The 24,546-nt window shown below is 67.3% G+C and carries 18 protein-coding genes; 13 read left to right on the top strand and 5 right to left on the bottom strand.

Going from position 1 to position 24,546, the window contains the following annotated elements; genetic code table 11:
• Positions 1-100: 100 nt before the first annotated feature.
• The 6 genes from ACRYLO_RS17830 to ACRYLO_RS17855 are packed head-to-tail and all read left to right on the top strand — an operon-like array spanning position 101 to position 8,782.
• Complete coding sequence (locus ACRYLO_RS17830) at positions 101-2,344, top strand: TonB-dependent receptor (protein WP_482661396.1); 2,244 nt, start codon at positions 101-103, stop codon at positions 2,342-2,344.
• Entirely contained in the window at positions 2,341-3,390 is a 1,050-nt protein-coding gene (locus tag ACRYLO_RS17835; RefSeq protein ID WP_482661397.1) for a serine hydrolase domain-containing protein, read from the top strand. The genes ACRYLO_RS17830 and ACRYLO_RS17835 overlap by 4 nt, the downstream gene beginning before the upstream one ends.
• Positions 3,391-3,394: 4 nt before the next feature.
• Positions 3,395-4,762, top strand: a complete 1,368-nt coding sequence (locus tag ACRYLO_RS17840) for a DUF1254 domain-containing protein (protein WP_482661398.1) — start codon at positions 3,395-3,397, stop codon at positions 4,760-4,762.
• On the top strand, positions 4,762-6,705 hold the full coding sequence (locus ACRYLO_RS17845) for an outer membrane protein assembly factor BamB family protein (RefSeq protein WP_482661399.1): 1,944 nt from the start codon (positions 4,762-4,764) through the stop codon (positions 6,703-6,705). The genes ACRYLO_RS17840 and ACRYLO_RS17845 overlap by 1 nt, the downstream gene beginning before the upstream one ends.
• Positions 6,702-7,475 (top strand): hypothetical protein, encoded by a 774-nt coding sequence (locus ACRYLO_RS17850; protein WP_482661400.1) that lies wholly within the window; start codon positions 6,702-6,704, stop codon positions 7,473-7,475. The genes ACRYLO_RS17845 and ACRYLO_RS17850 overlap by 4 nt, the downstream gene beginning before the upstream one ends.
• Positions 7,472-8,782 carry a hypothetical protein gene (locus ACRYLO_RS17855; RefSeq protein WP_482661401.1) on the top strand — a complete coding sequence of 437 codons (1,311 nt, stop codon included), beginning with the start codon at positions 7,472-7,474 and terminating at the stop codon, positions 8,780-8,782. Before ACRYLO_RS17850 ends, ACRYLO_RS17855 begins: the two co-directional genes overlap by 4 nt.
• 82 nt (positions 8,783-8,864) lie before the next feature.
• On the opposite strand, the gene ACRYLO_RS17860 is transcribed toward ACRYLO_RS17855, so the two are convergent.
• From ACRYLO_RS17860 to ACRYLO_RS17875, 4 genes are read right to left on the bottom strand one after another with little or no spacing between them, the layout of a single operon-like run.
• Positions 8,865-10,745 carry an asparagine synthetase B family protein gene (locus ACRYLO_RS17860; protein ID WP_482661402.1) on the bottom strand — a complete coding sequence of 627 codons (1,881 nt, stop codon included), beginning with the start codon at positions 10,743-10,745 and terminating at the stop codon, positions 8,865-8,867.
• A 6-nt stretch (positions 10,746-10,751) separates the two neighbouring features.
• Positions 10,752-11,021 carry a PqqD family protein gene (locus tag ACRYLO_RS17865; RefSeq protein ID WP_482661403.1) on the bottom strand — a complete coding sequence of 90 codons (270 nt, stop codon included), beginning with the start codon at positions 11,019-11,021 and terminating at the stop codon, positions 10,752-10,754.
• Positions 11,012-11,914 carry a sulfotransferase domain-containing protein gene (locus ACRYLO_RS17870; RefSeq protein ID WP_482661404.1) on the bottom strand — a complete coding sequence of 301 codons (903 nt, stop codon included), beginning with the start codon at positions 11,912-11,914 and terminating at the stop codon, positions 11,012-11,014. The genes ACRYLO_RS17865 and ACRYLO_RS17870 overlap by 10 nt, the downstream gene beginning before the upstream one ends.
• Positions 11,911-12,837, bottom strand: coding sequence for an HPr kinase/phosphorylase (locus tag ACRYLO_RS17875; protein WP_482661405.1), 927 nt, complete (start codon positions 12,835-12,837; stop codon positions 11,911-11,913). The genes ACRYLO_RS17870 and ACRYLO_RS17875 overlap by 4 nt, the downstream gene beginning before the upstream one ends.
• A gap of 146 nt (positions 12,838-12,983) precedes the next feature.
• On the opposite strand from ACRYLO_RS17875, the gene ACRYLO_RS17880 reads away from it, so the two are divergent.
• Positions 12,984-13,145 (top strand): hypothetical protein, encoded by a 162-nt coding sequence (locus ACRYLO_RS17880; RefSeq protein WP_482661406.1) that lies wholly within the window; start codon positions 12,984-12,986, stop codon positions 13,143-13,145.
• Positions 13,146-13,320: 175 nt separating this feature from the next.
• Positions 13,321-14,205 carry a LysR family transcriptional regulator gene (locus ACRYLO_RS17885; protein WP_482661407.1) on the top strand — a complete coding sequence of 295 codons (885 nt, stop codon included), beginning with the start codon at positions 13,321-13,323 and terminating at the stop codon, positions 14,203-14,205.
• Positions 14,206-14,280: 75 nt separating this feature from the next.
• Here ACRYLO_RS17885 and ACRYLO_RS17890 read toward each other — a convergent pair whose 3' ends face one another.
• A complete protein-coding gene (locus ACRYLO_RS17890; RefSeq protein ID WP_482661408.1) occupies positions 14,281-16,740 on the bottom strand; it encodes an MHYT domain-containing protein in 2,460 nt (819 codons plus the stop codon).
• 178 nt (positions 16,741-16,918) lie between these two features.
• Between ACRYLO_RS17890 and ACRYLO_RS17895 the strand changes: the two genes are divergently transcribed.
• Genes ACRYLO_RS17895 through ACRYLO_RS17915 form a run of 5 tightly spaced genes read left to right on the top strand, consistent with a single transcriptional unit; the run spans position 16,919 to position 24,475 of the window.
• On the top strand, positions 16,919-19,219 hold the full coding sequence (locus ACRYLO_RS17895; RefSeq protein ID WP_482661409.1) for a TonB-dependent receptor: 2,301 nt from the start codon (positions 16,919-16,921) through the stop codon (positions 19,217-19,219).
• On the top strand, positions 19,209-20,510 hold the full coding sequence (locus ACRYLO_RS17900) for a spinster family MFS transporter (RefSeq protein WP_482661410.1): 1,302 nt from the start codon (positions 19,209-19,211) through the stop codon (positions 20,508-20,510). Before ACRYLO_RS17895 ends, ACRYLO_RS17900 begins: the two co-directional genes overlap by 11 nt.
• Entirely contained in the window at positions 20,507-22,129 is a 1,623-nt protein-coding gene (locus tag ACRYLO_RS17905; protein ID WP_482661411.1) for a carboxylesterase/lipase family protein, read from the top strand. The genes ACRYLO_RS17900 and ACRYLO_RS17905 overlap by 4 nt, the downstream gene beginning before the upstream one ends.
• Positions 22,126-23,706, top strand: coding sequence for an AMP-binding protein (locus ACRYLO_RS17910; protein ID WP_482661412.1), 1,581 nt, complete (start codon positions 22,126-22,128; stop codon positions 23,704-23,706). Before ACRYLO_RS17905 ends, ACRYLO_RS17910 begins: the two co-directional genes overlap by 4 nt.
• Positions 23,693-24,475 carry a TetR/AcrR family transcriptional regulator gene (locus ACRYLO_RS17915; protein ID WP_482661413.1) on the top strand — a complete coding sequence of 261 codons (783 nt, stop codon included), beginning with the start codon at positions 23,693-23,695 and terminating at the stop codon, positions 24,473-24,475. Before ACRYLO_RS17910 ends, ACRYLO_RS17915 begins: the two co-directional genes overlap by 14 nt.
• The last annotated feature ends 71 nt before the right edge of the window (positions 24,476-24,546 follow it).

A 24,546-nucleotide genomic window follows, 5' to 3' on the forward strand; every position in this document is an offset into this window, starting at 1 on the left:
CTGGACAAGCGCGTCGCTGCCAGTTACCTACCGGTCGGTAAGTAGCGTGTAAAGGGCACAGACCCGGTACGCTGCTGGTGAACAGGGAGAGGATAGGGCGATGGCTCGATATGCAACCTTGCTGCTTTGCACGGCGCTGACCGCACCGACGGCGGCGCTGGCGCAGACTGCACCCACCACCGCGACGGATGCGGCGCAGGACGCCACGGATGGCGCCGATGTCGTCGTCACCGCGCGCAAGCGCGAAGAGCGGCTGATCGACGTTCCGACCGCCGCTACCGTATTGACGGGCAGCGCGATCGCCGACCGCGGTGGCGCGACAAATCCGGTCGAGCTGCTCGGCGGCCAGCCCAGCGTCCGTATCCTCGACACCGGTTCGGCGATGACCAATGAGGTGTCGTTGCGCGGTTCGCCGACCACACGCGGCACCTCAGGCGACCCCAGCGTCGGCCTGTTCCGTGACGGCGCCTATATCGGCGGCGGCGGCTTTTCCGGGCGCAGCTTTTCGCGCATCGACCTGTTCGACATCGACCGCGTCGAAGTGCTGCGCGGCACACAGGGCGCGCTCTATGGCCGCAACTCGGTCGGCGGCGCGGTCAACATCGTCTCGGCCAAGCCCGAGTTCGAGAATAGCGGCTTCGTCAATGCCCGCTATGCGATCGAGAATGAGCAGCTCCAGCTGCAGGGTGTGACCAATGTGAAGCTGTCGGACGCGGTGGCGATCCGGGTTGGCGTCGATTATGTGACGCAGGCCGATGGCTTCTTCCGCAACGATTTTCGGGGCACGGTGCTCGACCGCAACGACTCGACCGGGCTGCGCGGGCAGATCCGGTGGAAGCAGGGCGGGACCGACCTGGTCGTGCGCGGCGAGACCTGGCGCGGCTTTGTCCCCGCAATCGCGTTCCGCGCCTATATCGATCCGCCGCGCGCAGGCTTCCCGCGCGGCTATATCCAGCCCGAGCGCACCTATCCCTGGTCCACTGACGCCTTTTCGCGGCAGGAGGTGACAAGCTGGATGGGCGAGCTCAATCAGGAACTCGGCTTCGCCAAGCTCCGCTCCGTGACCCAGTATCGCAAGCGCAAGGCGGACTATGCGCTCGATCTCGACGGGCTGAATCCGGTGCTGCTCGCCCAGCTGCGCGCGGACGGCACGATCACTAGCGCGACCCTTGACGCAGGTCAGGCGCAGGAGCGGGAGGAGGATGCGCAATTCTTCACGCAGGACCTCAACCTGACCGGCGACCTCGGCGACGGCGCGCTCAACTGGCTTGCGGGCGTCGAATATTTCCAGCTGCGCAGCAATTCGGAGCAGCGCACATTGCGCACCCCGACCCTCGCCAATCCCTCGCCCGGCAACCGCCAGCCGCTCCGGACCACGTTCGACAGCTGGGCAGTCTATGGCTCGCTCGATTATGCGCTCACCTCGACGCTCAACGTGATCGGCGAAGTGCGGCAGACCTGGGACGATAAGAGCGCGACCTCGCGCCGCTTCGACCTCGCGACCGGATTGCCCTCGGGCGGCACCGGCTTTGTCGTCGACTTCGCCAACGCCCCCAGCAATTTCAGCTACAATGCGACGCTATCCTGGCGGCCGCAGCCGGCGATGACGCTTTATGGCAAGGTCGGCAGCTCCTATCGCGCCGGCGGGTTCAACCAGGACCTCGGCCCGGCGACCCAGCCGATTCCGATCCCGGCGGCCTATGATGACGAGCGCAGCACGTCGATCGAGCTGGGCGCCAAGGGCCGGATCGCGCGCGGCACCACCTTCGGCATCGCGGCCTATCAGACCTACAGCACCGACATCATCGTCGCGCTGAACAATGGCTGTTTCATCGGCAGCACCGTGTGCAACACTTCGCCCGTCACCTTCTCCAGCAACGCCGGCAAGGCGCGGACCTGGGGTGCGGAGGCGGAGCTTGCGTCGCGCATCGCGATCGGCGCGGGCAATTTGCAGCTGGGGGCCAGCGGCTCCTATCAAAAGGGGCGGGTGACCGACGGGCCGTTCGACGGGCAGCTGCTGCCGCAGATCCCGCTCTGGACCTTCGCTGCCAGCGCCACGCTCAACGCGCCGCTGTCCGGGGACGTGAGCATGCTGGTCAACGTCAACTATAACGGCCAGCGCGGCGGCGTGCATGATCTGGTCGCGCCCGGCGCACCGGCCCCGTTCGACATGGACAAGATCGACCTGCTCAATGCGCGTGCCGCGCTGCGCTTTGGCGGACTGGAGGCGAGCGTGTTCGTGTCCAACCTGACCAACGTCACCTATGACGTGTTCCGCGGCGCGGGTGCGCGACGGCTGAACCCGCCGCGCAACTGGGGCATCCAGCTCGGCTATCGCTGGTGAGGCTGCGCGTCGCTCTGCTCGCCTGCGCGCTGGCGGTTGCGCCCGTTGCGCAGGCGCAGACGGTCAGTCCGGCCTGCGCCGCAGCGGCGGCCTATTCCGACGCGCATCGCGGGCGCGCCGTGCTGATCCTCAAAGACGGTCGCGCGGTCTGCGAAGCCTATGGCGCGGGGACGAGCGCGGAGGACGCGCATCCGCTCTATTCCGGCACCAAGAGCTTTGCCGGGGCGATGGCGGTGCTCGCCGCGCAGGACGGGTTGCTCGACCTCGACGAACCGGTGTCGGCGACTTTGGCCGAATGGCGCGACGGGACCGAGCGGCAGAGCGTCACCATCCGCCAGCTGCTCACCCTGAGTTCGGGCATCGAGAGCGTCGTCGGTCGCCCGCCCGATTATGCGCAGGCCGTCGAGTTGCGTCCGGTTGCGCCGCCGGGAACCCGCTTTGCCTATGGCCCCGCGCCGTTCCAGATTTTCGGCGAGGTGATGCGGCGCAAGCTTGCCGCGCGCGGTTTGCAGGCCGACCCCGCCGAGTGGCTGGTGCAGCGGCTGTTCGCCCCAGCCGGAATCCGGGTCGAGCAGTGGCGCCGCACCCCCGACGGCAACCCGCTGCTGCCGCAGGGCCTGGCGCTCACCGCGCGTGATTGGGCGCGGTTCGGGGAATGGGTGCGGCGGGACGGGACGATCGATGGCAAGCCGTCGCTCGCGCCGCAGCGTCTGGCGGCGTTCCACCAGCCATCCCCGGCCTTTCCGGGCTATGGCCTGACCTGGTGGCTTCCGGCCAAGCTGCAGGCGCTGGCACCCGATCGCATGCCGCGCGCGGTCGGACGGCTCGACTTCGCCGCCGCAGGGGCGCTGCCCGACGATCTGCTGATGGCGGCGGGTGCCGGGGATCAGCGGCTGTATGTGTCCAAGCGGCTCGGCATCACCATCGTGCGCCTCGCGCAGCTGTCGCTGGCCGATGCGAGTGCCGCGCGTGCGGCGGGGGAGGGCTGGTCCGACGGCGCCTTCCTGCGCCTTGCCTTCCAGACGGTCCAGCCAGCGACGGAGTAACACGATGTCCGGAATCAACACCATTCTGACGGTAGGTCGGCGCACCCTGCTCGCTGGCGCCGCAACGCTGGCCGTGTTTCCGGCGGCGGCCACGTCGGCTGCGGCCCCCGACCTGACCCGCGCGTTCGATTATGCCTATCCGCTGTTCGAATTCAGTCGCGCGATGCAGCGGATCGGCCAGCTTGCCGATCCGACGCTGCCGCTCGATCAGCGATTGAACCGCATCTATCACCGCCGCGTCCTCGCCGATGCGACCGCGCGGCAGGTGACCGCCCCCAATAACGACACGATCTACAGCTCGTGCTTTTTCGAGCTGTCGGGCGGGCCAGTGCGGCTGCGCGTACCCGACATCACCGACCGCTATTTCTCGGTCACGCTGATGAACGCCTTCACCGACAATTTCCGCACGATCGGGACGCGCGCGACCAAGGGGCGGGGCGGCGATTTCTGGCTGGTCGGGCCGGACTGGACCGGCAAGCCGCCGGCGGATGCGACGCTGATCCGGTCGGAAACCAACGATGTGTGGATGCTGATCCGCATCCTCGTGTCCGGTCCCGCCGACTTGCCTGCGGTGCGCGCGCTGCAGGACAAGTTTGCGGTTCTGCCTGCCCCCGGGCGCGGCGCGGTGCGCGCACCGAAGGTGCGTGCGGTGGATGGCACCGACGCTGCCCAGATCTTCGATGCTGCGGCGGAACTGCTCAGCCGGTCAAGCGACCGGGTGGGACAGGCGCGGCGCTGGCGGCGCTTTGCCGCTGCGGGCATCCGACCCGGCGGCGCGGGCAGCTTTGCCGCGCTGTCGCCCGCATTGCAGGCGGCGTGGCGCGCCGAAACCCCGCGCTCGATCGCCCGGCTGCGGGAAACCTTTACCGCCGGGGTGCGGCAAGTGAACGGCTGGGGCGCATCGACGACTGAGGTCGGTGCATTTGGAAGCAACGATCGCCTGCGCGCTGCTGTCGCGCTGAGCGGTCTTGCCGCGCTGCCGCCGGACGAGGCGATGTATTTCAGCTCGGTGCGCGACCATCGCGGCGAGCCGCTTGACCCCGCGCGGCGCTATCGCATCCGCATCCCGGCTGAAGGGATACCGGTCGACGGCTTCTGGTCGATCACCATGTATGCCGCCGAGCCCGATGGCCGCTACTTCTTCGCCGCCAATCCGATCCAGCGCTATTCGGTGTCCGAACGTACGCCGGGGCTGATCCGCCGACCCGATGGCGCGATCGACATCATCCTGTCGCGCGAACCGGTGGCGGAGGGTGAGGGCAACTGGCTGCCCACGCCCGACGGTCCGATGCGGGTGTCGCTGCGCGCCTATGTCCCGCGCGCGCCGATCCGGCAGGGGCGCTGGTCACCCCCGGCGATCGAGCAGCTGTGATGGCGGGCCTGTCCCGACGCCGCGTGATCGGCGGCGCGCTCGCCGGCTCGTCGCTGCTGGCGTTTCCCGCCGCCGCGCGGGCGTCGCGTGCTGGACCGGACGCGCCGTGGCGGCATTATGCGGGCAATCTGGCGTCGCAGAAATATTCGGCGCTCGACGCCATCGACGCCAGTAATGTCGCCCGGCTGGGCGTCGCCTGGACGTGGGAATCGCCCGACGCCGAAATTCTCGCCGCCAACCCCAATCTGAAACCTGGCGAGTTCCAGTCCACCCCGGTGTTTGCCGAAGGGCTGCTGATCACCAGCACGGCGATGTCACAGGTCGCGGCGCTCAATCCGGCCACCGGGCAAACGCTGTGGCGCTTCGACCCGCTCAGCTGGAAGCGTGGGCCAACGACGACGAAGGGCTTTCTCCATCGCGGCATCGCGGTGTGGGGCCGGGGGAAGTCGGCGCGCGTGATCCTCGCCACCGGCGACGGGCGGCTGATGGCGCTGGCGCTGCACAGCGGCAAGCCGATTGCGGAGTTTGGCGACGATGGCGTGGTCGATCTGCGCAGCGTCGGGATGGTGCGGCCGGTGCCGGACACGCCGGGCATCTATGGCATCACCTCCCCGCCTCTCGTCGCGGGCGATGTCGTCGTTATTGGCAGCTATATCGACGACCGCGCCGACGGACGGTTGATGCCGCGCGGCGACATCCGTGCCTTCGACGCGCGCAGCGGGCGGCTGCTCTGGGTATTCCACACCATTCCGCTCGATGGCCAATTCGGCGTCGAAAGCTGGAAGGACGGATCGCACCGCCGCACCGGCAACACCAATGTCTGGGCGCCAATGAGCGCCGATCTGGAACTGGGCATCGTCTATGCCCCGGTGTCGACGCCGACCAACAATTTCTACGGCGGCGAGCGGCCCGGTGACGGACTGTTCGGCGACAGTCTGGTCGCGATCGACCTCAAGACCGGCAAGCGCCGCTGGCATTTTCAGACCGTGCATCATGGCGTGTGGGATTATGACCTGCCGGCCGCGCCGATCCTGGGCGATGTCACCATCGCCGGACGCCGCCGCAAGATCGTGATGCAGGTCACCAAACACGCATTCCTGTTCGTGTTCGACCGCGCGACCGGGGAGCCGATCTGGCCGATCGAGGAACGCCCCGTCCCGCAATCCACCCTGCCCGGCGAGCGGACCAGCCCGACCCAGCCGCATCCGACCTGGCCGCTCCCGTTCGACCGACAGGGGATCACCCCCGATGACCTGATCGACTTTACGCCGGAACTGAAGGCGGAGGCACAGGCGGCGCTGGCAGGCTATCTCCACGGCTCGATCTTCACCCCGCCGGGCAGCACGCCGACGATCATCATGCCAAGCTTCGTCGGCGGGGCGAACTGGAACGGCGCGGCATTCGATCCGGAAAGCGGGCGGCTGTTCGTCCCCTCGGTCAATGTGCCCCTGCACATCGCGCTGGATGACAAGGGCAATATCCGCGCGACCGAACAGGCCGAGGTCGAGGTCGCCGGGGCGCGCGTGATCGCACGCGGGCCACGCGGGCTGCCGCTGCTCAAGCCGCCTTATGGCCGCACCACCTGTATCGACATGGCGAGTGGCGACCATCGCTGGATGACGCCGAACGGTAGGGGGATGAGCCGCCTGCCGGCGTTCCGCGCCCTCCACCCCGGCGATGCGGGATCGTTCGGCCGGGCGCAGATCCTGGCGACGAAGACGCTGTTGTTCGTCGGCGAAGGGCCGCAGGACCGGATCACCGCCGAACCCCGGCTGCGCGCGCTCGACAAGGCGAGCGGTGCGGTGCTCGCGACGCTCACGCTCCCCGATTTCATGCTCGGCGCGCCGATGACCTATATGGCCGGGGGCGAGCAATATCTGGTCTTTTCAACCGGCTATCGGCGGCTGCCGCAGCGGCTGGTGGCGATGAAGGTGATGCCATGAAGTTATTTGCGCCGCTCGCGCTGGCCGCACTTGCCCTCGCTACGCCGCTCCGCGCGCAAGAGGTGCCGATCCAGCATTTCGTGATGGTCGAGGTGACTCCGCCGGTCGATCTGATCGCGGTCGATCGCTGGTACATTACCTATCACGCCCCCGAAACGCTGGCGCGCGCGCAGAACCGCCAGACTCGTTACGTCAGCCACCGCAGCTATCGCTTCACCCCCGAAGAGGCCGAGCGGCTCAAGCTGGTCGACGGGCGGCTGACCGAAATCGGCTTTGCCAGCGTCGCGGCGTTCCGCGCCGGGGTGACGGGTGAGGCGATGGCCGCGCATCGCCCGACGCCGCCCGACCCAGCAGTGGCGGCGGGGATCAAGACGCGCACCGTGACAGTCAAGCTACCGGCGGTTGCGATCAAGGACGAGGCCACCCCGGACAAGGCCGTTCCCTATGCGCGCTGGGTCGTGTTTCTCCGCCCCCCCGCCGGGACCGCGGATGCCGATGCATGGGCGCGGGAGGCGCTTGCGCCGCTCACCGCGCTGCCGCAGACTCGCCGGGTCCAGCTCCATGCCGCCGCGATCCCGCGCGGCTACACCCATGTCGCGGTCTTCTGGTATGACGATATCGCAGCGTGGCGCAGCGCGATGGCGGCGCAGGGCACGGCGCTGATCGCGCGCCTCTCCGCGCAGGACAGCGCCGAGGCGCCGACCCGCACGATGCTGGTGGGCGAGCGCCCCGATCTCGACTTCCGCACCGACAAGCGAGTGACTCCGTGACCGCAGGGCCGGTGATCGACCGGCGCACGACGCTCGCGCTGGGGCTGGCGACGGGCCTGCCGGCTGGCATGGCGCGCGCGGCGGCGGCGGGGCCATCGCTGATGGACGATGTGCGGCACTATGCTGCGCTCGGCCCACACCGCACCGGCACGCCGGGGAACCTCGCGACGCTCGACTGGGTCGACGCGCGGCTGCGTGCGGCGGGGTTCACCGTGACGCGTCAGCCGATCCGCTACGCCGACCACGACATCACCCGCGCCACGATTGCAACCGGGGCGGTCCAGCTTGACGGCATCGTCCAGCGCCCTGCCTGCCCGACCGGCCCCGCCGGCCTGTCCGCGCCGCTGGTGCTCGCGGACGAGCCGGCCGATCCGGCGCGGCTGACGGGCAAGATCGCGGTGATCCGGCTTCCCTATGCGCGCCATTCCTCGATCCTCGAAGGGCGCACCGCACGCCCCGTAAAGGCCGCACTCGCCGCCGGATGCGTCGGGCTGGTGTTGGTCACGCGTGGCCCGTCCGGGGAGGCGCTGGCGCTCAACGCCCCGCTCGAACATCCGGTGTCGGCGGTCCCGACTTTGGTCATTGCCCCGCGCGACGCCGCGCCGCTCGTTGCCGCAGCGGCACGCGGCGATACCGGACGGATCGTGGTGGAGGGCCAAGCGATCACCGCATTCTCGGCCAACATCGTCGCACGGCGGCGGGGGCAGGGGCGGGCGATCATCGTCACCACGCCGCTGTCCGGCTGGTTCGGCTGTGCGGGCGAGCGCGGGTCAGGGATCGCCGCCTTTCTGCACTTTGCGCCGCTGCTCGCGCGGCGCTACCCCGATGCCGATCTGCATTTTGCCGGGCTGGTCGGGCATGAGCGCGAATATGTCGGCGGCGACGCCTATGTCGGCGCGCACGCCCCGCCGCCCGATCAGGTGCGCCTGTGGGTCCATCTCGGTGCAGGCTTTGCCGCGCGCGACTGGCACGAGGTCGCCGATGGCGTCCTCGCCCCGCTCCCCGCTGCCGATGCCCAGCGCTACCTGCTCGCGCCCGAAGCGTGGCTCGGGACGCTCAGGCCGCTGCTTGGCGCGCTGCCCGGCTACCAGCAGCCCTATCCCGCGACGATCGAGAACAGCGCGGGGGAGGCCCGCCATTTCATCGAGCGCGGCTATCGCGAGATGGTCGCCACGATTGGGGCGCACCGCTTGCACCATGCCCGGACCGACGATGCGACCGCTGTAGATCCGGGCAGCCTCGAGACAAGCTGGGTCGGCTGGAGCCGTGCGCTGGTCGCGCTGCTTGACCGACATGCGATTACTTGATGCGGACGTCGGGGCAGGCTGAATGGCGTGCGCGGCATCACCTGCACGATGCTCACCCCGTCGCGCTGAACCCAAGCAGCCGTCAATCTGCGAGCCGGTTGTCCCGCCGGAACCATTCGACATAGCGGGCGACGCAATAAGTATTGAGCGCGGTGTGCGTGTCCTGTTCCCAGCCCGATCGATGCGCGCGCGGGGGCATGGCCGCCAGCAGGCTGCGCAGGCGGGGGAAGTCGATCATCGCGGTCAGCGCCGGAGATTTCTGCATCCGGTCAAGATCGGCGAGTAGCGCCGGGCGCGCACGGTCGACCGCCGCCTGGAAATCGGGGAAGGGATCATCATTGGCGCGCCCGCGGAGCTGAAATTCAGCGGGATAGACGTCCTGGAGCGCGGCACGCGCGAGATGCCGGCTATGGCCATCGCGGACCTGTAGGTCCGGGGGGATAGCCAATGCGAGCTCCACCACGCGGCGGTCGTGGAACGGTCGGCTGAGCGTCAGCCCGTGGCGCGCAAAACCGGTCGTGCTCCCGCTGCCGCGCCGAACCAGGTCGATCGCCCACAACAACCCGCCGCGATGGTCCCGGGTCGGTGGCACGCGGCCGGCCTGCGCGATAAAGCCTCGCTGCACCGGCAGTCGCGCACGGCGTCGCGCGGCGTGCCAGTTGCGCAGCGCAGGAGGCAGGAAATGGGGTGCCACATCGTATCGCAGCAACGATGTGAGCGACCGCCCGGTGGTGCGGCGCGCAGCGAGCAACTCGCGCCCAAATCGTTGGTAGGCACCAGCCGCCAGCCAGCGGGCAAGTGCCTGCCGCCCGCGCGGGTTGAGCGTGTAGTCGCCACCATGCCCGTCCATCGCCAGCCCGGCGCCCCCCGACGCCAACGCGGCGCAAAGGGCCGTGTCCACCGGGTCATAGACCGACGGCAGGGTCTGGCGCTCGGTCAGCCGGCGCTGAATATCGGCGATCGGGTCGAGCCCGTCGCGCGTCACCCGCCGGATGTCGAGCCAAGGCATGTCGCGCGCGCACAGATCGACCCAGCGCCCGGCATGGCGAATCGTCCCGGCATAATCGGACGGCATGACCGACGCGGCGGCGACGAGCCGCTGCCCGGATCGCTCGAGCGGATCGCGCGCCAGTCCCGCAATCGCACTGCTGTCGAAACCGCCGCTGAGCAACAGGCCGGGCGGCTTCTCCAGCCCATTCAGCCGCGTTGCCACCGCGTCACCCAGGATCGCGCGATAGGCCTCGACATAATAGGCGTCGTTGCGCCCGACATGCGCGGGATCGGCATGCGGCTCCCAATAGGCGCGGAGTTGCGGTTCGCGCCCCGGCTCGACGATCAACAGATGCCCGCCCGGCAGGCTCTTGATGCCGGTGAACAGCGTCGCGCCGGGGGTGGCGGTGAAATCGCGGGTCAGCGCGTTGCACAGCATCGTATCTTCAAGCGCGCGCGGCACCTCGCTCAGCGCCCACAGCCCCGGCACATCGGGCGCGAAGGCGAGCAGGTCGCGCCCGACATGATAGAACAGGTCGCGCTGACCCATCGGGTCGCGGGCAAGCACCAGCCGCCGCCGCCGCTCGTCCCAGATCGCCACCACGAAGTCGCCGAGCAGGTGGGAGGCATAATCCTCGCGCCAGCGCAGCCAGGCACGCAGGATCAGTGCGCTGTCGGTCATCCGCGCCAGATCGGCGGGCGCGACCCCCAGCGCCGCGCCCAGCCCGCCACGCGCGTCGAGCCGGGCGGAGGCGACCAGGGTGATTCCGGACTGCGCGTCGCAGATCGGCACGCCGTCGGTCCGGTCGATCGCGCGCAGCGGGGCGTGACAGATACCGATGCCAACTTCACCCAGTGCCTCACTGCGGCATCCGCCCGGGGCCAGCGGTGCGAGCCGCTGGGCCATGCGCGCCAGATCGCGCGGCGATGCCGCCGATCCATCGCGCCGCAACAGGCCGAAAATGCCCGCCATGACGGGTCAGGTCTCCGCGACCATGACCAGGCCGCGCGCCGCCATCTTGTCGATAAAGGCATCGACCTCGGCCCGGCAGGTCGTCGGATCGACCTCAAACCGGTCGATCAGCGCGGCGCAGATGGCGTCGGTCGCGCGCGGCGTTTCGATCAACCGCCAGATTTCCGCACCCATTGGGTTCAAGCCGATATAGACGCCGCGATCGATGTTCATCATCATCAGCTCGCCGCCCAGATCGTTGCTGATCCAGTCCCGACTTTGCCCGATCACGCGCATGCCAGTTTCCGTTCGCTGAGTTGATAGCCAAGCCGCGCCATCATCGCGGCATGCGCGCGCTCGACCCGTGCCACCTGTTCCGGCGACAATTCGTCGTGCCAGCCACCGGCCTCGCCGCGCCGGAAAAAGCGCGTCGCATGCTGTGGCCGGGGCGCTTCGCCAAAGCCGAGCCGCTTCTCCTGCGCCCGCACGCGACGGAATTGCGCGAACTCCGCTGCACGCGCGCATTCTGCCGCGCACACAGCCACCCCGACAAAGGCGAGCGCGCGCGCCAGCTCGCCCGCCGCATCGGCGTGCAAATCCTCGTACCGGATCAGGTGAACCGGGATGTCGCGCTGATCGAGCCAGCTCGCCTGAAACCCGCTCCAGTCGGTCACGATCTGGCGCAGCTGGCTCGGTTGGCTGTCGAGCCGATCGGCAAAGCGCGCTGCGGAGTTCGCCATGAAGCCGATCGCTGCGTCATATGGCGCTGCGTTATGATGCGCCAGCGACGCGACGATGGCGCGCGGATCGCGCACGATCAGGATCGCGCCCGCCGCCGCATCCGCGCCGCCCAGCATCGCCTCCCCCGCCGCATTGTGCGTCCAGCCATCATGCGTCTTGACGAAGATCGTGTCGTCGATCCCGGCCGCGCCCGCATCTTCCTCGGGATCGTCGATCCGTGCCATCGCGCGATAGGCGGCGGGGCGGATCAGGTCGCACTCATCCGGGGTCAACAGGCCGGAAGCGACCAATGTGACCCGGTCGAACGGCGCGCGCGCGCTGGCGAGCGCCGGTTCGGTCGGCAAACGGTTGATGTCGGCGGGCCGGTCGGCGCGCAGGTTGGCGAGCAGCAGCCGGAACCAGGTGTTGCCCGACTTGGGATAGGAAGCGAGCCAGATGCGTCGACTCATGCAGCGCGATCCACGCTCAGGCCGAGCGCGCGCCAATGCGCGTGCAGCGTCGCGACAGCATCGGGCATCGCCGCGAAGTCGAGTGGCCGCGCCAGGATCCGGATCTCGACATCGCGCACCAACCGCGCCGCTGCTTCGAAATAGAGCTGCTTCTGATCCATCTCGCGTACCAGCAACGGGCGATAGGCGTTGCGGCGGACGATCAACGCGGCGTCAACCAGATTGGGGACGTGAAGGCCGGGCGCAAACGGCGCGCGCGCTTCTCGCAGCGCATAGATCGCGCCGATCGGCAGCGCACGGCCCTCCACCGCGCGCGGCGCGACATAGAATTTGCGGATCGCGGCGCGGACCTGGGCACCACGGCGTCCGGCGATGCCCAGCCCCTCGGTCGCATCCTCCCACAACCGCATCTGGCGGCCATCGGGATGAACCAATGGACCAGCCCCATCGCACAACTCAATCCGGCAGAAATCGTCGGCGACCAGATCATGCCCGGCCTCGCCAAGCGCGGCCGCCAGCGTCGACTTGCCTTCGCCCGAGGGGCCGCAGAACAGAACGGCGTGATCGCCGACCCGCACCGCGCTGGCGTGCAGCACGATCGCACGGCGCTGATGCAGCAGGATACCGATGCCGGTTCCGGTGAGGAAGATCGCGAGCTCTTCGGACGCGGCACCGGGCTCGACGGCATAGGTCAGCGTGTCGCCGCCATGCATCATCATCCGCACCACGCCGGGAATGCCAAGGATGATGGCGTCCGGTGCCAGAACCCAGTTCGGCCCGATCAGCCGCGCACCCGCTAGCTGCTCGGGAACGTCGCCTGCGCGGACGACGATATCCGCCGTTGCGGCGGGGTCGATTCCGGCAAAGCTGGGCAATGCAATATCGCTGTCCACCGTCAGGCCGGATACGCGGTACGATTTCATCGCCACCCGCCGCGCAGGCGCCCCCCGAACTTCAGAATAATCATTATATCTGAATAACTTACACGATATTTTTTGGATTTCGCGGGTTGACGCGATCGTCGCGATTGCGCAGTATCGCCCCCGAAACAAGTTGGAGGGCACGGGCCATGTCGAATCAGGAACAAGTACCGGAGACTGCGCCGCAGCGCGCGCGCTGGACCACGCCGGACCTGATCGAGGCGGAGATCGGATCGGGGACGCAGAAGTCCTATTCGTCCACCGTCGATCTGTACGTGCCGACGTTCAACCGCACGCTCGGCCCGTCCTGAGCCACACTGCGGCGTCGATCGGTCCACACAGACCCGTTCCAGTTGCATCGTGACCCCCGTCCCGCGCGCCGCCCGCGCCCCATTTCGGGTACGCAGCGCGGCTGGACGGACTTCATAAACTCGGGTTAATCCTGTCGAGAAATGCCGATTTCGGCACTTCCCATACGGGACTGATATGCATCCGATCGAAGCGCGCACGCTGGAGATTTTCCGCACGATCGCCGAAACAGGCTCCGCCACGCGCGCGGCGGAGCGGCTCAATTCGACCCAGCCCAGCATCACCCGCGCGATCGGCGCGTTCGAGACGCATTGCGGGTTCAAGCTGTTCGAACGCGGTCGCTATGGCATGACCCTGACCGAGGCGGGCAGCGCGTTGCTGGAATCGGTCGATCGCAGTTTCGCCGGTCTCAACATGGTACAGGAGGCGATCGGGCAGCTGCGCCTGGGCCTTCCCGGCACGCTGCGCACCGTTGCGGTTCCGGTGGTTGCTGAGGGCGCGCTGTGTGACCTGCTGGCCGAGTTCGCCCGCGCGCACCCGCGTGTTGCGATCAACATCAAGTCCGCCCATCCACAGACCGTCGTTAACGACATTCTGACCGGTGAAGTCGATCTTGGCGCGATCATCGGCGCGCCGCCTCAGGGGTTCGATCTGGCGGCGCGGGTGATCGGCGAACGGCGGATGAAAATCGCGGTGCCGGGCGACCATCGCCTCGCCAACCGCGACCGCATCCATTTTCGCGAGCTCCATGGCGAGGCGTTCGTAATGATGGTCCAGCCGCACAATATCCGGCTCGCGGTCGAAACGATGATGAACGATTTCGGCGTCCGCCCGTCGATCGCGCATGAGGTGTCGACCCAGCGCACGGTGGTCGAATTTGCGCGTCGCACCGGAGCCATCGGCTTTGCCGATGACGAGGTGATCGATTCGGTATCGCGCCGCGACGTGATGGCGATCGAACTCGACCCGCCGACGCGCTGGAACATCAACCTCATCTATCGCCGCGACCGCAAGCAATCGCCGGTATTCGAGACGTTTCTGGGTTGGCTCGACGCACATTGATCCGGGGACGCGTCAGGGCAGTTGGGCCAACGAACGGAATGGCGGCCCGCTCGTTTTACGGGTCAACTGCCTGGTCTAGGTTTCTTCCCGCTCCGCCACGACGTCGCCCGCCTCGCGTTGCATCGCGGCGTGCAGTGCGGGAAGCAGGTCGTCGATCCTGAACGGCTTGCGCAGTACTGCGGTTGCGCCAGCCCGGTTGAGCGCTTCGGTATCGGCAAACCCGCTCGCGAACAGGATCGGGAGGTTCGGCAGGCGCCGTTTGAGCGCGAGTGCCAGTTCCGCTCCGTTCATCCCGGGCATCGCAAAGTCGAGCAGCGCCACGTCGGGCGTGATGCGCTCGATCAGGTCGAGCGCCTGATCGCTCCCGCCCGCCTCGATCACTTCATGGCCGAGCGAGGTCAGCGCCGTCGCAAATATACCGCGCAGATCCACATCGTCATCAACGAACAGGATGCGCAAGCGCACATCCGGAACGGAATTGGTCCGCGCCTCGCCCGAAACCGCGACGGGTTCGCGATTCGTGCGGGGTAGCAGCACGCTGACCGTCGTGCCGATGCCGGGCGTACTCGACAGGCGCACCGTTCCTCCGGCCTGCCGCGCGCTGCCATAGATTTGCGCGAGCCCCAGTCCGGTGCCCTTGCCGACCGGTTTGGTCGTGAAGAACGGCTCCATCGCCCGGCGCAGCGTCGCCTCGTCCATGCCGATGCCGGTGTCGCTGACGGCGATCTCGACATAATCGCCGGGATCCAGTTCGGTGTCGCTGCCGATCTGGCGGGTCGCGGTGGCGATGGTCAGCGTCCCGCCGTCCGGCATCGCGTCACGTGCGTTGATCGCCAGATTGAGAATCATCATTTCGACCTGGGTCGGATCGGCCAGCACCGGCACCGGCACGGCGGCGAGTTTGAGGTCGAGCGCGATCATTGGCCCCAATGTGCGCCGCAGCAGCTCCGCCATCGCCTCGATCACGTCGCACACGCGCAACGGCTGAAGCTGGATCCCCTGGGCGCGGGCAAAGGCGAGCAACTGGCCGGTCAGTTTCGCGCCGCGTTCCGCCGCCTTGAGCCCGTTATCGGCGTAGGACCGAACGCGATCCGGATCCTCGGCGCGGCGTCGGATCAGGTCGAACGCGCCGACCACCGCGCCGAGCAGATTGTTGAAGTCATGCGCGATGCCCGACACCAGCTGACCCACCGCTTCCATCTTCTGGCTCTGCAGCAGTGCTTCCTGCGTCTGGCGCAGCTCGGCGGTCCGGGCTTCGACGCGTGCCTCCAGCGTCGTATTGAGCTCGCGCAACTGCGCCTCGGCCGCCGCGCGTTCGATGACCAGGCGGGTACGCTCGGCGATCTCTTCCATGAAGGCGATCTCGGCCGCGCGCCAGTGGCGCGGCTGACGGTCATTGAGATAGACGATGGTGCGCAGCCGCCCATCCCGTACGAACGGCACGACCAGGATCGCGCGGGTATCGACTTCACGCGCGGTGTCTTGCGTCCGCACTTCGTCGCTGAGGGGCGAATCGAACAGGTCGTCGATCGCAACGGTCGTACCGGCATTGAGTGCGGCAACGATCTTCACGCCAAAGGCCGCGGCCGGAAAGCGGCCGACCAGCGGCGGCACGGTCCCGTCGGTCCAGCACGCGCGGTAGTCGAACTGATCCTCGACCGGGTCGAGGTCGCCATAGCCGGTGCGGGTGACGCCGAAATGCGTACCCATCAGCGCCGCGACCTCCGGCAAGGCCTCCTCTGGTGACTGTCCGCGCAGCAGGTCGGCGATCTTCAGCCGAAGCGCAGTCTTGGCCTCCCGCCGCGCGGTGCGCTGGTAGATGCGCTCGAGCTGCGCTGCGCCAAGGAGGAGCAGCAATACCATGACGGTGATCATGCTGATGGCGATCGCCAGATTGGTCTGGCCGATGCTCGCCGCACCCTGCGCATGATCGGAATGATGCGCGGCGGTGAAGATCGCCGCGCGCATGCCCGAATAATGCATGCCCGCGATCGCCGCACCCATCACCACCGCTGCGGCGGTCATCTGGCTGGTCCGGTGCTCGCGCGTCGCCAGCCAGACCGCTGCAGTCGCCGCGCCCAACGCGATGACCACAGAGAGTGCAACCCAGCCCCAGTCATAGGTCAGGGTTGCCGGCATGCGCATCGCCGCCATGCCAAGATAATGCATTGCGACCACGCCGCTGCCGATGAGCAGCCCGGCCAGCGCGATCCGGCGCACCGTCACCTGCTGCCAGTTGAAGGTCGCCAACCCCGCGCCGGTGAACGCGATCGCGAGCGCGAGCGACAACAGGGTCAGCCCGCCGTCATAGCTCATCGTGAAGCCGGCCATGCTGAACGCCAGCATCGCGACGAAATGCATCGACCAGATGCCGCCGCCCAGCGTCGTCGCCGCGGCGGCAAGCCAGACCCGGCGCACGCGCCCGCGTGACGCGCGAATCCGGCTCGCCAGGCTCAGCGAAACAAAGGAGGCGAAGATCGCGACGGCGATCGACAGGGCTACCAGATAGCCATTGTGCGCGCCGTGCATGATCATCTCCGCACGCTTCCACAGTGGTGGCGACATGGCAACAACGGGCTTGGGCCGGGCAGCTTCGATCAGGGCCACAAAGATATTCACACGCGTGATAGTGAATATTGACAGGGCGCTGCCGCCGCGACATATTCGCCGCAGCAAATCGACGCATGATCGATGGCATCGAGGAGAGGTAAGGATGAGGGCAAGGCTTCTGGCGACCGCCTGTGCGGTCACGTTGTTCACGGTACCGATGTCCGTCGCGGCACAGGACGCCCCGACGACCGGCGACACGACCGCTCAGGCAGATGACGAGGTGGTCGTGACCGCGACCCGCCGCGCCGAGCGCATCCAGGACGTGCCGCTCAGCATCAGCGCATTCCAGCAGGAAGAGCTGACCGAAAAGGGGATCGTCGGATTCGAGGGGATCGCCCGCGAAACGCCGGGCGTCGTGCTCAACCGCCCGACCCAGAATTTCAACAATTTCACCGCGCGCGGCATCGCCACCAACGGCTATAACGCCAATCTGCAAAGCTCGGTCGCGGTCTATATCGACGAGCTGCCGATCTCGACCATCGGCAACACGACCGTGGTCGATCCGACTTTGTTCGACGTCGAGCGCGTCGAGTTCCTGCGCGGGCCGCAGGGGACGTTGTTCGGTTCGGGTTCGCTGTCGGGCGCGATGCGGATCCTGACCAAGAGCCCGAACCTGTCGTCGTTCGACATGGCGGGCCAGGTCGATCTGGCACTGACCGGCAAGGACAGCTTCCGCCAGCGCTACAATGTCATGGTCAATCTGCCGATCGTCAGCGACACGCTCGCGGTGCGCGCAGTCGGCTTCTACCGCAACGAGGATGGCTATCTCGACAATGTCGGGACCGGGATCGAGAATTCGAACAAGCTGATCAACTGGGGCGGCCGCGTCATCGCGCTGTGGAAGCCCAACGACCGGCTGTCGGTGCGGGTGATGGGCTCGTACGAGGACAGCGATCCCAAGGACAGCTCGCTCACCAGTCCGTCGCTGGGGCGTGAGAAGCGTGTGTCGGACCAGCCCGACCGCTTCACCGGCAAGCAGACCATCATCAACGGCACGGTCGAATATGAATTCGACTTCGCACGGTTGACCAGTTCATCGACCTATTCGGATTTCGACCAGAAATTCTATGTCGATCTGGCCGGCACCTTCCCGGCGGGATCCTTCCCCGCCGCGCCGATCGCCTTCGGCCTCGACGCCGACGCCTATGACAAGGTGTTCGTGCAGGAAACGCGGCTGGTCTCGTCGCTCGACGGCCCGTTCGAGTTTACTATCGGCGGCTTCTATATGAATCGCCGCCGAGACGTGGACTATTTCTACCGGTCCAACCCGCAATTCTTGGCGGCGCGCGGCATCACTGGCCTGCCCGATCAATATTATCAGAAGCTCTATACCTATCAGAAGAGCGACGAACTGGCCGGGTTCGGTGAGATCACCTATCGCTTCTCGCCCAAATTCTGGCTGACCGGTGGCATGCGTTATGGCCGCACTTCCGCGCAGGGCTTCACCGAGGCCGGCGGCTACCTCGCCACGGCGGCCGGGTTCAACTATTTCACCTATGCGCTCTACGGAATCCCGGTGAATTTCGGGCCGAGTAACTTGATCCCCTATGCTGCCGTCACCGGCGTCAAGGCGACCGGATCGGCCCCGTCATGGAAGGCCAGCGCGACGTGGAAGCCGAGTTCATCGCTCACCACCTACGCCACCTTCTCGACCGGCTTCCGCGCGCCGATCGTCAATGCGCGTGCCGGTGCCGCCAGCCTGACCGATCCGACCGACATCATCATCCCGTACGGCGCGGAGTCGGACGACCTCAAAAGCTACGAACTCGGTGCCAAGGCACGCTGGCTCAACGGTCGCGTGACGATGAATGCCGCGCTCTACCTGATCGACTGGAGCAACATCCAGGCCCAGGCCAATCGCCGTTCGGACTCGGTGCAGTTCGCGACCAATATCGGCGCGGCGCGCAGCAAGGGGTTCGAGGTCGAGATCGGCGTGATCCCGGCCAAGGACGTGTTCATCGGCCTCAACGCGGCCTATAACGACTCCAAGATCACCAAGCTGTCGACGACGGAGGCAGTGGTGTCGGGCGCGGTGCTCGGTCACCGCCTGTCCGCTCCGCGGCTGCAGGGCGCGGCGTACATCTCCTATGGCTTCGACCTCGGCGACAGCGCGCTCGGCACCTTTGCGATCAACGCGCAATATGTGGGGTCCTATAACAGCTCCTTCCCCAACACGCCGGGCAACCCGAATCTGCGCCTGTCGACCTTTGGCAAGACCGACGAATACGCCAATGTGAACCTCAATCTGGGGGTCAAGAAAGGGTCGCTCTCGGCCAATCTCTATGTCGAGAACCTCTTCGACGATCATTCGGTCGTGTACATCCATCCCGAGGCGTTTCTGGTGAGCCGCTTCGGCACGCTGCGCCCGCGCACCGTGGGGATCCGTCTTGGCTATGGCCTCTGATGCAGCGACGGCCGGTGGCGACACCGGCCGTCCGTCACCCGCGAACCGGCCCTGGTTCGTGCTGGTCACGCTCACCTTCGTCTACATCCTCAACTTCCTGGACCGGCAGCTGATCGGCATTCTCGCCAAGCCGATTCAGGATTCGCTGGGGGTCAGCGATACGCAGTTGGGGCTGATCGGCGGCCTCTATTTCGCGATGTTCTATTGCTTCATCGCGATCCCCGTCGGCTGGTTCGCCGACCGCACCAGTCGGGTCGGGGTGCTCAGCCTCGCCTGCGCGATCTGGAGCGGCGCGACGGTCGCGTGCGGCCTGGCGGCCAACTATACTCAGCTCGTCATCGCGCGCATGACCGTCGGGTTCGGCGAGGCGGGCGGCGTGCCGCCATCCTATGCGATCATCACCGACACCTATCCCCCGGGCAAGCGCGCTGCGGCGCTCGGCATCTTCAACCTCGGTCCCGCGATCGGTGCAGCAGCGGGAGTCGCGTTCGGCGCGGCGATCGCCGAACATTATGGCTGGAGGCTGCCCTTCATCATCGTCGGTGCGGTCGGCGTGGTCACAGCGGCATTCGTGTGGCTCATGATCCGTGAACCGCAAAAGGGCGCGATGGACGGCGCGCGGGCGGCGGGCGCATCGGACAAGGCACCGTTCTGGCCCACCGTCGGCGCATTCCTGTCCAACCCCGTGCTGATGCTCGCGGCTTTGGGCAGCGGCGCGACGCAGTTCGTTACCTATGGCCTAGGCAATTTCGCGGTCCTCTATCTGATGCGCGAAAAGGGGATGGTGCTCGGCGACGTCGCCATCTGGTACGCGCTCGTCCTGCTGGTCGGCATGGGCGGCGGCATGGTGATCTCCGGCCGGGTGGTCGACGCGATGACGCGTAAGGCACGCAGCGGCTATGCGGTCGCTCCGGCCGTGTCGCTCGCCATCGCGATGCCCTTTTACATCGGCTTCGTCTGGGCACCCGCCTGGCCGCTTGCTCTCGCGCTGCTCGCGGTGGTGATGGTGTTCAACTATTTCTACCTCTCGGCCTCGGTCGCGTTGGTGCAGGAAGAGGTGAAGCCCAATCAGCGCGTGCTGTCGGGCGCGCTGCTGCTGCTGATCATGAACTTTATCGGCCTTGGCCTCGGCCCGACCTGGGTTGGGTTCGCGAGCGACTGGTTCAAGGCGCAGGGGGATACACAGAGCCTGCAGAGCGCGCTCTACACGCTAACGCCCTTCTACCTGTTCGCGATCGGCTTGTTCGTCGCGCTCGCGCGGCGGCTGAAGCGCGAGGGGGCGGCGGCATGAAGTGGCTGCTCGCCATCCTAGCACTGGCATTGGGCAGCCCCGCGCTTGCGCAGGCACCGCAGGTCACCGCGCCGGCCGGCACGGTCGAGGGCGTGCAGCAGGGCGGCGTCCGCATCTTCCGCGGTATCCCCTACGCGCAACCGCCGGTTGGCCCGCTGCGCTGGAAGCCGCCGGTCGTTGCCGCAGACTGGCAGGGGGTGCGCAAGGCGACCGCGTTCGGCCCCGCCTGCGTCCAGCCGCGCAACCGCAATGCCGGCATCTACACTAACCCGCTCGACACGGTCAGCGAGGATTGCCTGACGCTCAACATCTGGGCCCCACCGGGGGCCAAGGATCTGCCCGTATTCGTGTGGATCCACGGCGGCGCGCTGGTCGCGGGCTATAGCCACGAAACCATGTATGACGGCGCCCGGATGGCGCAGCGCGGCAACATGATCGTGGTGTCGATCAACTACCGGCTCGGCATCCTCGGCTATCTGGCGCATCCCGAGCTCAGCGCGGAATCGCAGGACGGCGTGTCGGGCAATTACGGCCTGCTCGACCAGATCGCGGCGTTGAAATGGGTTCAGCGCAACATCGCGGCGTTCGGCGGCGATGTCGGCAACGTCACCATCGCGGGCGAATCCGCCGGCGCGCTTAGTGTTATGTATCTGATGGCCAGCCCACAGGCGCGCGGGCTGTTCCACAAGGCGGTGGCGCAGAGCGCGTACATGATCACCACGCCCGAGCTGAAACAGGGCAAGCACGGCCTGCCCTCGGCCGAAGCAGCGGGCAGCCAGATCATGGCAACGCTCGGTGCGCGCGACCTTGCCGGGCTGCGTGCGATGGACGCGGAGAAGCTGACGGTCGAGGCTGCGACCAAGGGCTATGGTCCGTGGGGAACAGTCGACGGCAAGGCGCTGACCCGCCAGCTGGTAGCGACTTGGGACCATGGCGAACAGGCCAAGGTGCCGGTCCTTGCGGGTTTCAATTCGGGCGAGATCCGCTCGCTCCCGGTGCTGCTCCCACCCGCGCCCGCGTCCGCGCAAGCCTATGAAGCGGCGATCCGTGAGCGTTACGGCGACCTCGCCGACCCGTTCCTGCGGCTGTATCCCGCGAGCAATATCAAGGAAGCGATGCTCGCGACCACCCGCGATGCGCTCTACGGCTGGACGGCGACCCGGCTTGCGATCGGCCAAACCGCGATCGGGCAAAGCGCCTATCTCTATCTGTTCGATCACGGTTACCCCGCTGCGGCCGAATATGGCCTGCACGCCTTCCACGCCGCCGAAATCCCCTATGTCTTCGGCACCGCCAGCCGCACGCCGCCCTATTGGCCCAAGGTCCCCGATGACGTGACCAACCGCCGCCTGTCGGATGCGATGCTGGGCTATTGGGCGAGCTTCGCGCGCACGGGCACGCCGGTCGCGGACGGGCAACCGGCCTGGGAAGCCTATGGCAAGGCCGCCAATTACATGGGCTTCGCGGGCAAGCCACTGCCCGGCACGCGGCTGATGCCGGGCATGTTCGCGCTGCACGAAGCGGCGGTGTGTCGCCGCCGCGCGGCGGGCGATCAGCCATGGAACTGGAACACCGGCGTCGCCTCGCCGGTCCTCAACAAGGCGACGGGTTGCCGATGATCGACGGAAGCATGCAGGATTATCCGCTGACGCTGGACAAGTTCCTGCACCACGCCGCCAAATGGCATCCCGATGCACAAGTGGTGACCGCGCGTGAAGGCGGCGGGATCGACCCGATCGGCTATGCCGCGCTGCGCGACCGCGCGCTGGCGGTGTCTTCGCTGCTCACCGGCTTCGGGGTGCGGCAGGGAGACCGCGTCGCGACGCTGGCGTGGAACAGCCAGGCGCATGTCGAGGCGTGGTATGCGATCATGGGCATGGGCGCGGTGTGCCACACGCTCAACCCGCGGCTGACCGCGCAACAGCTCGCCGACATGGTGGTGCAGTCGGGGGCAAAGCTGCTGATCGTCAGCGCCGACCTCCAGCCGCTCGCCCGCGCGATTGCAGAGCGGGTGCCGGGCCTGTCGCTGATGCTGGTGATCGACGGCGTCGCTGATGCTCAATCAGCGACATGCGCCGTCGCCGCGCTCGAGCCGCTGATCGCAACCGCACCCGGCGGAGCGGTGTGGGGAAATTTCGCCGAGACCACGCCGTGCGGGCTGTGCTTCACCTCCGGCACCACCGGTGCGCCCAAGGGCGTGACCTACACCCACCGCGCCAGCTTCCTGCACACTTTGCGCTGCCTGCAGGCCGATGTCATGGCGATCCGCGCCAGCGACAGCGTGCTGGTGGTGGTGCCGATGTTCCACGCCAATGCCTGGGGCCTGCCCTTCGCGCTGCCCGCAGCGGGGGGGCGGCTGGTGCTGCCGGGGCGCCACACCGACGGGGCAAGCCTCGCCCGGCTGATCGCGGCGGCTGACGTGACGATTGGCGTCGCGGTCCCGACCGTGTGGCTGGGCGTGGCCGAGCATCTCGAGGCGACGGGCGAGACGCTGCCCAGCCTTCAGCGGATCATTGTCGGCGGATCACCGCTCGCCCCCGCGCTGATGGAGCGGATCGAGCGCGTGCTCGGCGTCACCGTGCAGACCAGCTGGGGGATGACCGAGCTGTCGCCGTCCGGCACCGTCGCCCCGCCGCACGATCCGCAGCGGACGGCGGCGGTTTCCGGACGCCCCGCGATCGGCGTCGACCTGCTGCTGACCGATGCGGACGGCGTGCCGCTGCCGCAACAACGCGACACCGAGGGCCATCTGCGCGTGCGCGGTGCGGCGGTGGTCGACCGCTATTTCGGGCAGGACGCTCCAGCAACCGACGCCGATGGCTGGTTCGCGACCGGCGACCTCGCCCGGATCGACCGCGACGGCAACCTCATCATCACCGGCCGCGCCAAGGATTTGATCAAGTCCGGCGGCGAATGGATCAACCCTGCCGAGATCGAGGCGGTGGTCGGTGCACTGCCACAGGTATCGCTCGCCGCAGTGATCGGGCGGGAGGATCCGAAATGGGGCGAACGCCCGCTGCTGCTGGTCGAAATGCAGGACGATGCTTTGAGCGACGAAGACCTGCTCGCCCCGCTGCGCGGACGCGTCGCATCCTGGTGGATTCCCGACGCGATCGTCCGCCTTCCCGCAATGCCGCTCGCCCCGACCGGCAAAATCGACAAGAATAGCTTGCGGTCTCAATATGGAAGCGCTTGAGACCTTGTTCGACCCGGGCTGCGGCGATCCGGCCGCATCCGGGCAGCAGGGGAATGACAGCCTAGTGCCAGAGCAGACATCCGAAAAGCCCAAGACCCGCCGCCGCTCGACCAAGGCGGAACAGCGCGCGGAGATGATGGAGCAGATCCTCGACGAGGCGGAATATCTGTTCTCGAAGCACGGGCTGCACGGCGTCACGCTGAAGGACGTCGCCAAGCGCGTCGGCGTCCACCACACGCTGCTCAACTATTATTTCGAGGACAAGAAGAAGCTGTTCGACGCGGTGTTCGCCCGCCGCGCGGTAGTGACCAGCGAAAAGCGGCTCAAGGCACTGAACGATTACGACGCTGTAACCGGCGGAAAACCGACGCTGGAAGGCGCGCTGCATGCCTTTCTCGACACCGATCTCGACCTGTATATCGAGGGCGGCGAGGGCTGGAAGAATTACGGGGCGCTCGGCGCACTCGTTGCCAACACGCCCGAATGGGGCGCGGAGCTGATGGACTCGCACTTCGATCCGGTCGTGCTGCGGCTGATCGAGCTGCTGAAGAAGGCGCTGCCCGATTGCGCGGAGGAGGACATCTTCTGGGGCTATCACTTCGTCACTGGCGCGCTGATGGTCACGCTGGCGCGCACCGGACGCATCGACAAATTGTCGGGCGGACTGTGCCGGTCGGAGGATTTCGCGGCGATCAAGGACCGCATGGCCGTGTTCATGGCTGCAGGCTTCCGGCAGATTTGCGGGAGCCGCGCGCAGGGCAAAGGCTAGCCAACCCGATTGCGCACGGCTAATCCTGTGCATGATATATTCACTCACACGTTAGCGAAGATAAAGGGAGG

It is taken from the genome of Sphingomonas sp. SDUR79 (assembly GCF_056821745.1).

Bases quoted from the DNA above. Each gene is read 5' to 3' on its own strand.
- ACRYLO_RS17900 (WP_482661410.1), top strand. From the start codon at position 19,209: ATGGCCTCTGATGCAGCGACGGCCGGTGGCGACACCGGCCGTCCGTCA.
- ACRYLO_RS17885 (WP_482661407.1), top strand. From the start codon at position 13,321: ATGCATCCGATCGAAGCGCGCACGCTGGAGATTTTCCGCACGATCGCC.
- ACRYLO_RS17865 (WP_482661403.1), bottom strand. From the start codon at position 11,021: ATGCGCGTGATCGGGCAAAGTCGGGACTGGATCAGCAACGATCTGGGC.
- ACRYLO_RS17905 (WP_482661411.1), top strand. From the start codon at position 20,507: ATGAAGTGGCTGCTCGCCATCCTAGCACTGGCATTGGGCAGCCCCGCG.
- ACRYLO_RS17840 (WP_482661398.1), top strand. From the start codon at position 3,395: ATGTCCGGAATCAACACCATTCTGACGGTAGGTCGGCGCACCCTGCTC.
- ACRYLO_RS17915 (WP_482661413.1), top strand. From the start codon at position 23,693: ATGGAAGCGCTTGAGACCTTGTTCGACCCGGGCTGCGGCGATCCGGCC.
- ACRYLO_RS17850 (WP_482661400.1), top strand. From the start codon at position 6,702: ATGAAGTTATTTGCGCCGCTCGCGCTGGCCGCACTTGCCCTCGCTACG.
- ACRYLO_RS17880 (WP_482661406.1), top strand. From the start codon at position 12,984: ATGTCGAATCAGGAACAAGTACCGGAGACTGCGCCGCAGCGCGCGCGC.
- ACRYLO_RS17895 (WP_482661409.1), top strand. From the start codon at position 16,919: ATGAGGGCAAGGCTTCTGGCGACCGCCTGTGCGGTCACGTTGTTCACG.
- ACRYLO_RS17890 (WP_482661408.1), bottom strand. From the start codon at position 16,740: ATGATCATGCACGGCGCGCACAATGGCTATCTGGTAGCCCTGTCGATC.
- ACRYLO_RS17870 (WP_482661404.1), bottom strand. From the start codon at position 11,914: ATGAGTCGACGCATCTGGCTCGCTTCCTATCCCAAGTCGGGCAACACC.
- ACRYLO_RS17860 (WP_482661402.1), bottom strand. From the start codon at position 10,745: ATGGCGGGCATTTTCGGCCTGTTGCGGCGCGATGGATCGGCGGCATCG.
- ACRYLO_RS17910 (WP_482661412.1), top strand. From the start codon at position 22,126: ATGATCGACGGAAGCATGCAGGATTATCCGCTGACGCTGGACAAGTTC.
- ACRYLO_RS17830 (WP_482661396.1), top strand. From the start codon at position 101: ATGGCTCGATATGCAACCTTGCTGCTTTGCACGGCGCTGACCGCACCG.
- ACRYLO_RS17845 (WP_482661399.1), top strand. From the start codon at position 4,762: ATGGCGGGCCTGTCCCGACGCCGCGTGATCGGCGGCGCGCTCGCCGGC.
- ACRYLO_RS17875 (WP_482661405.1), bottom strand. From the start codon at position 12,837: ATGAAATCGTACCGCGTATCCGGCCTGACGGTGGACAGCGATATTGCA.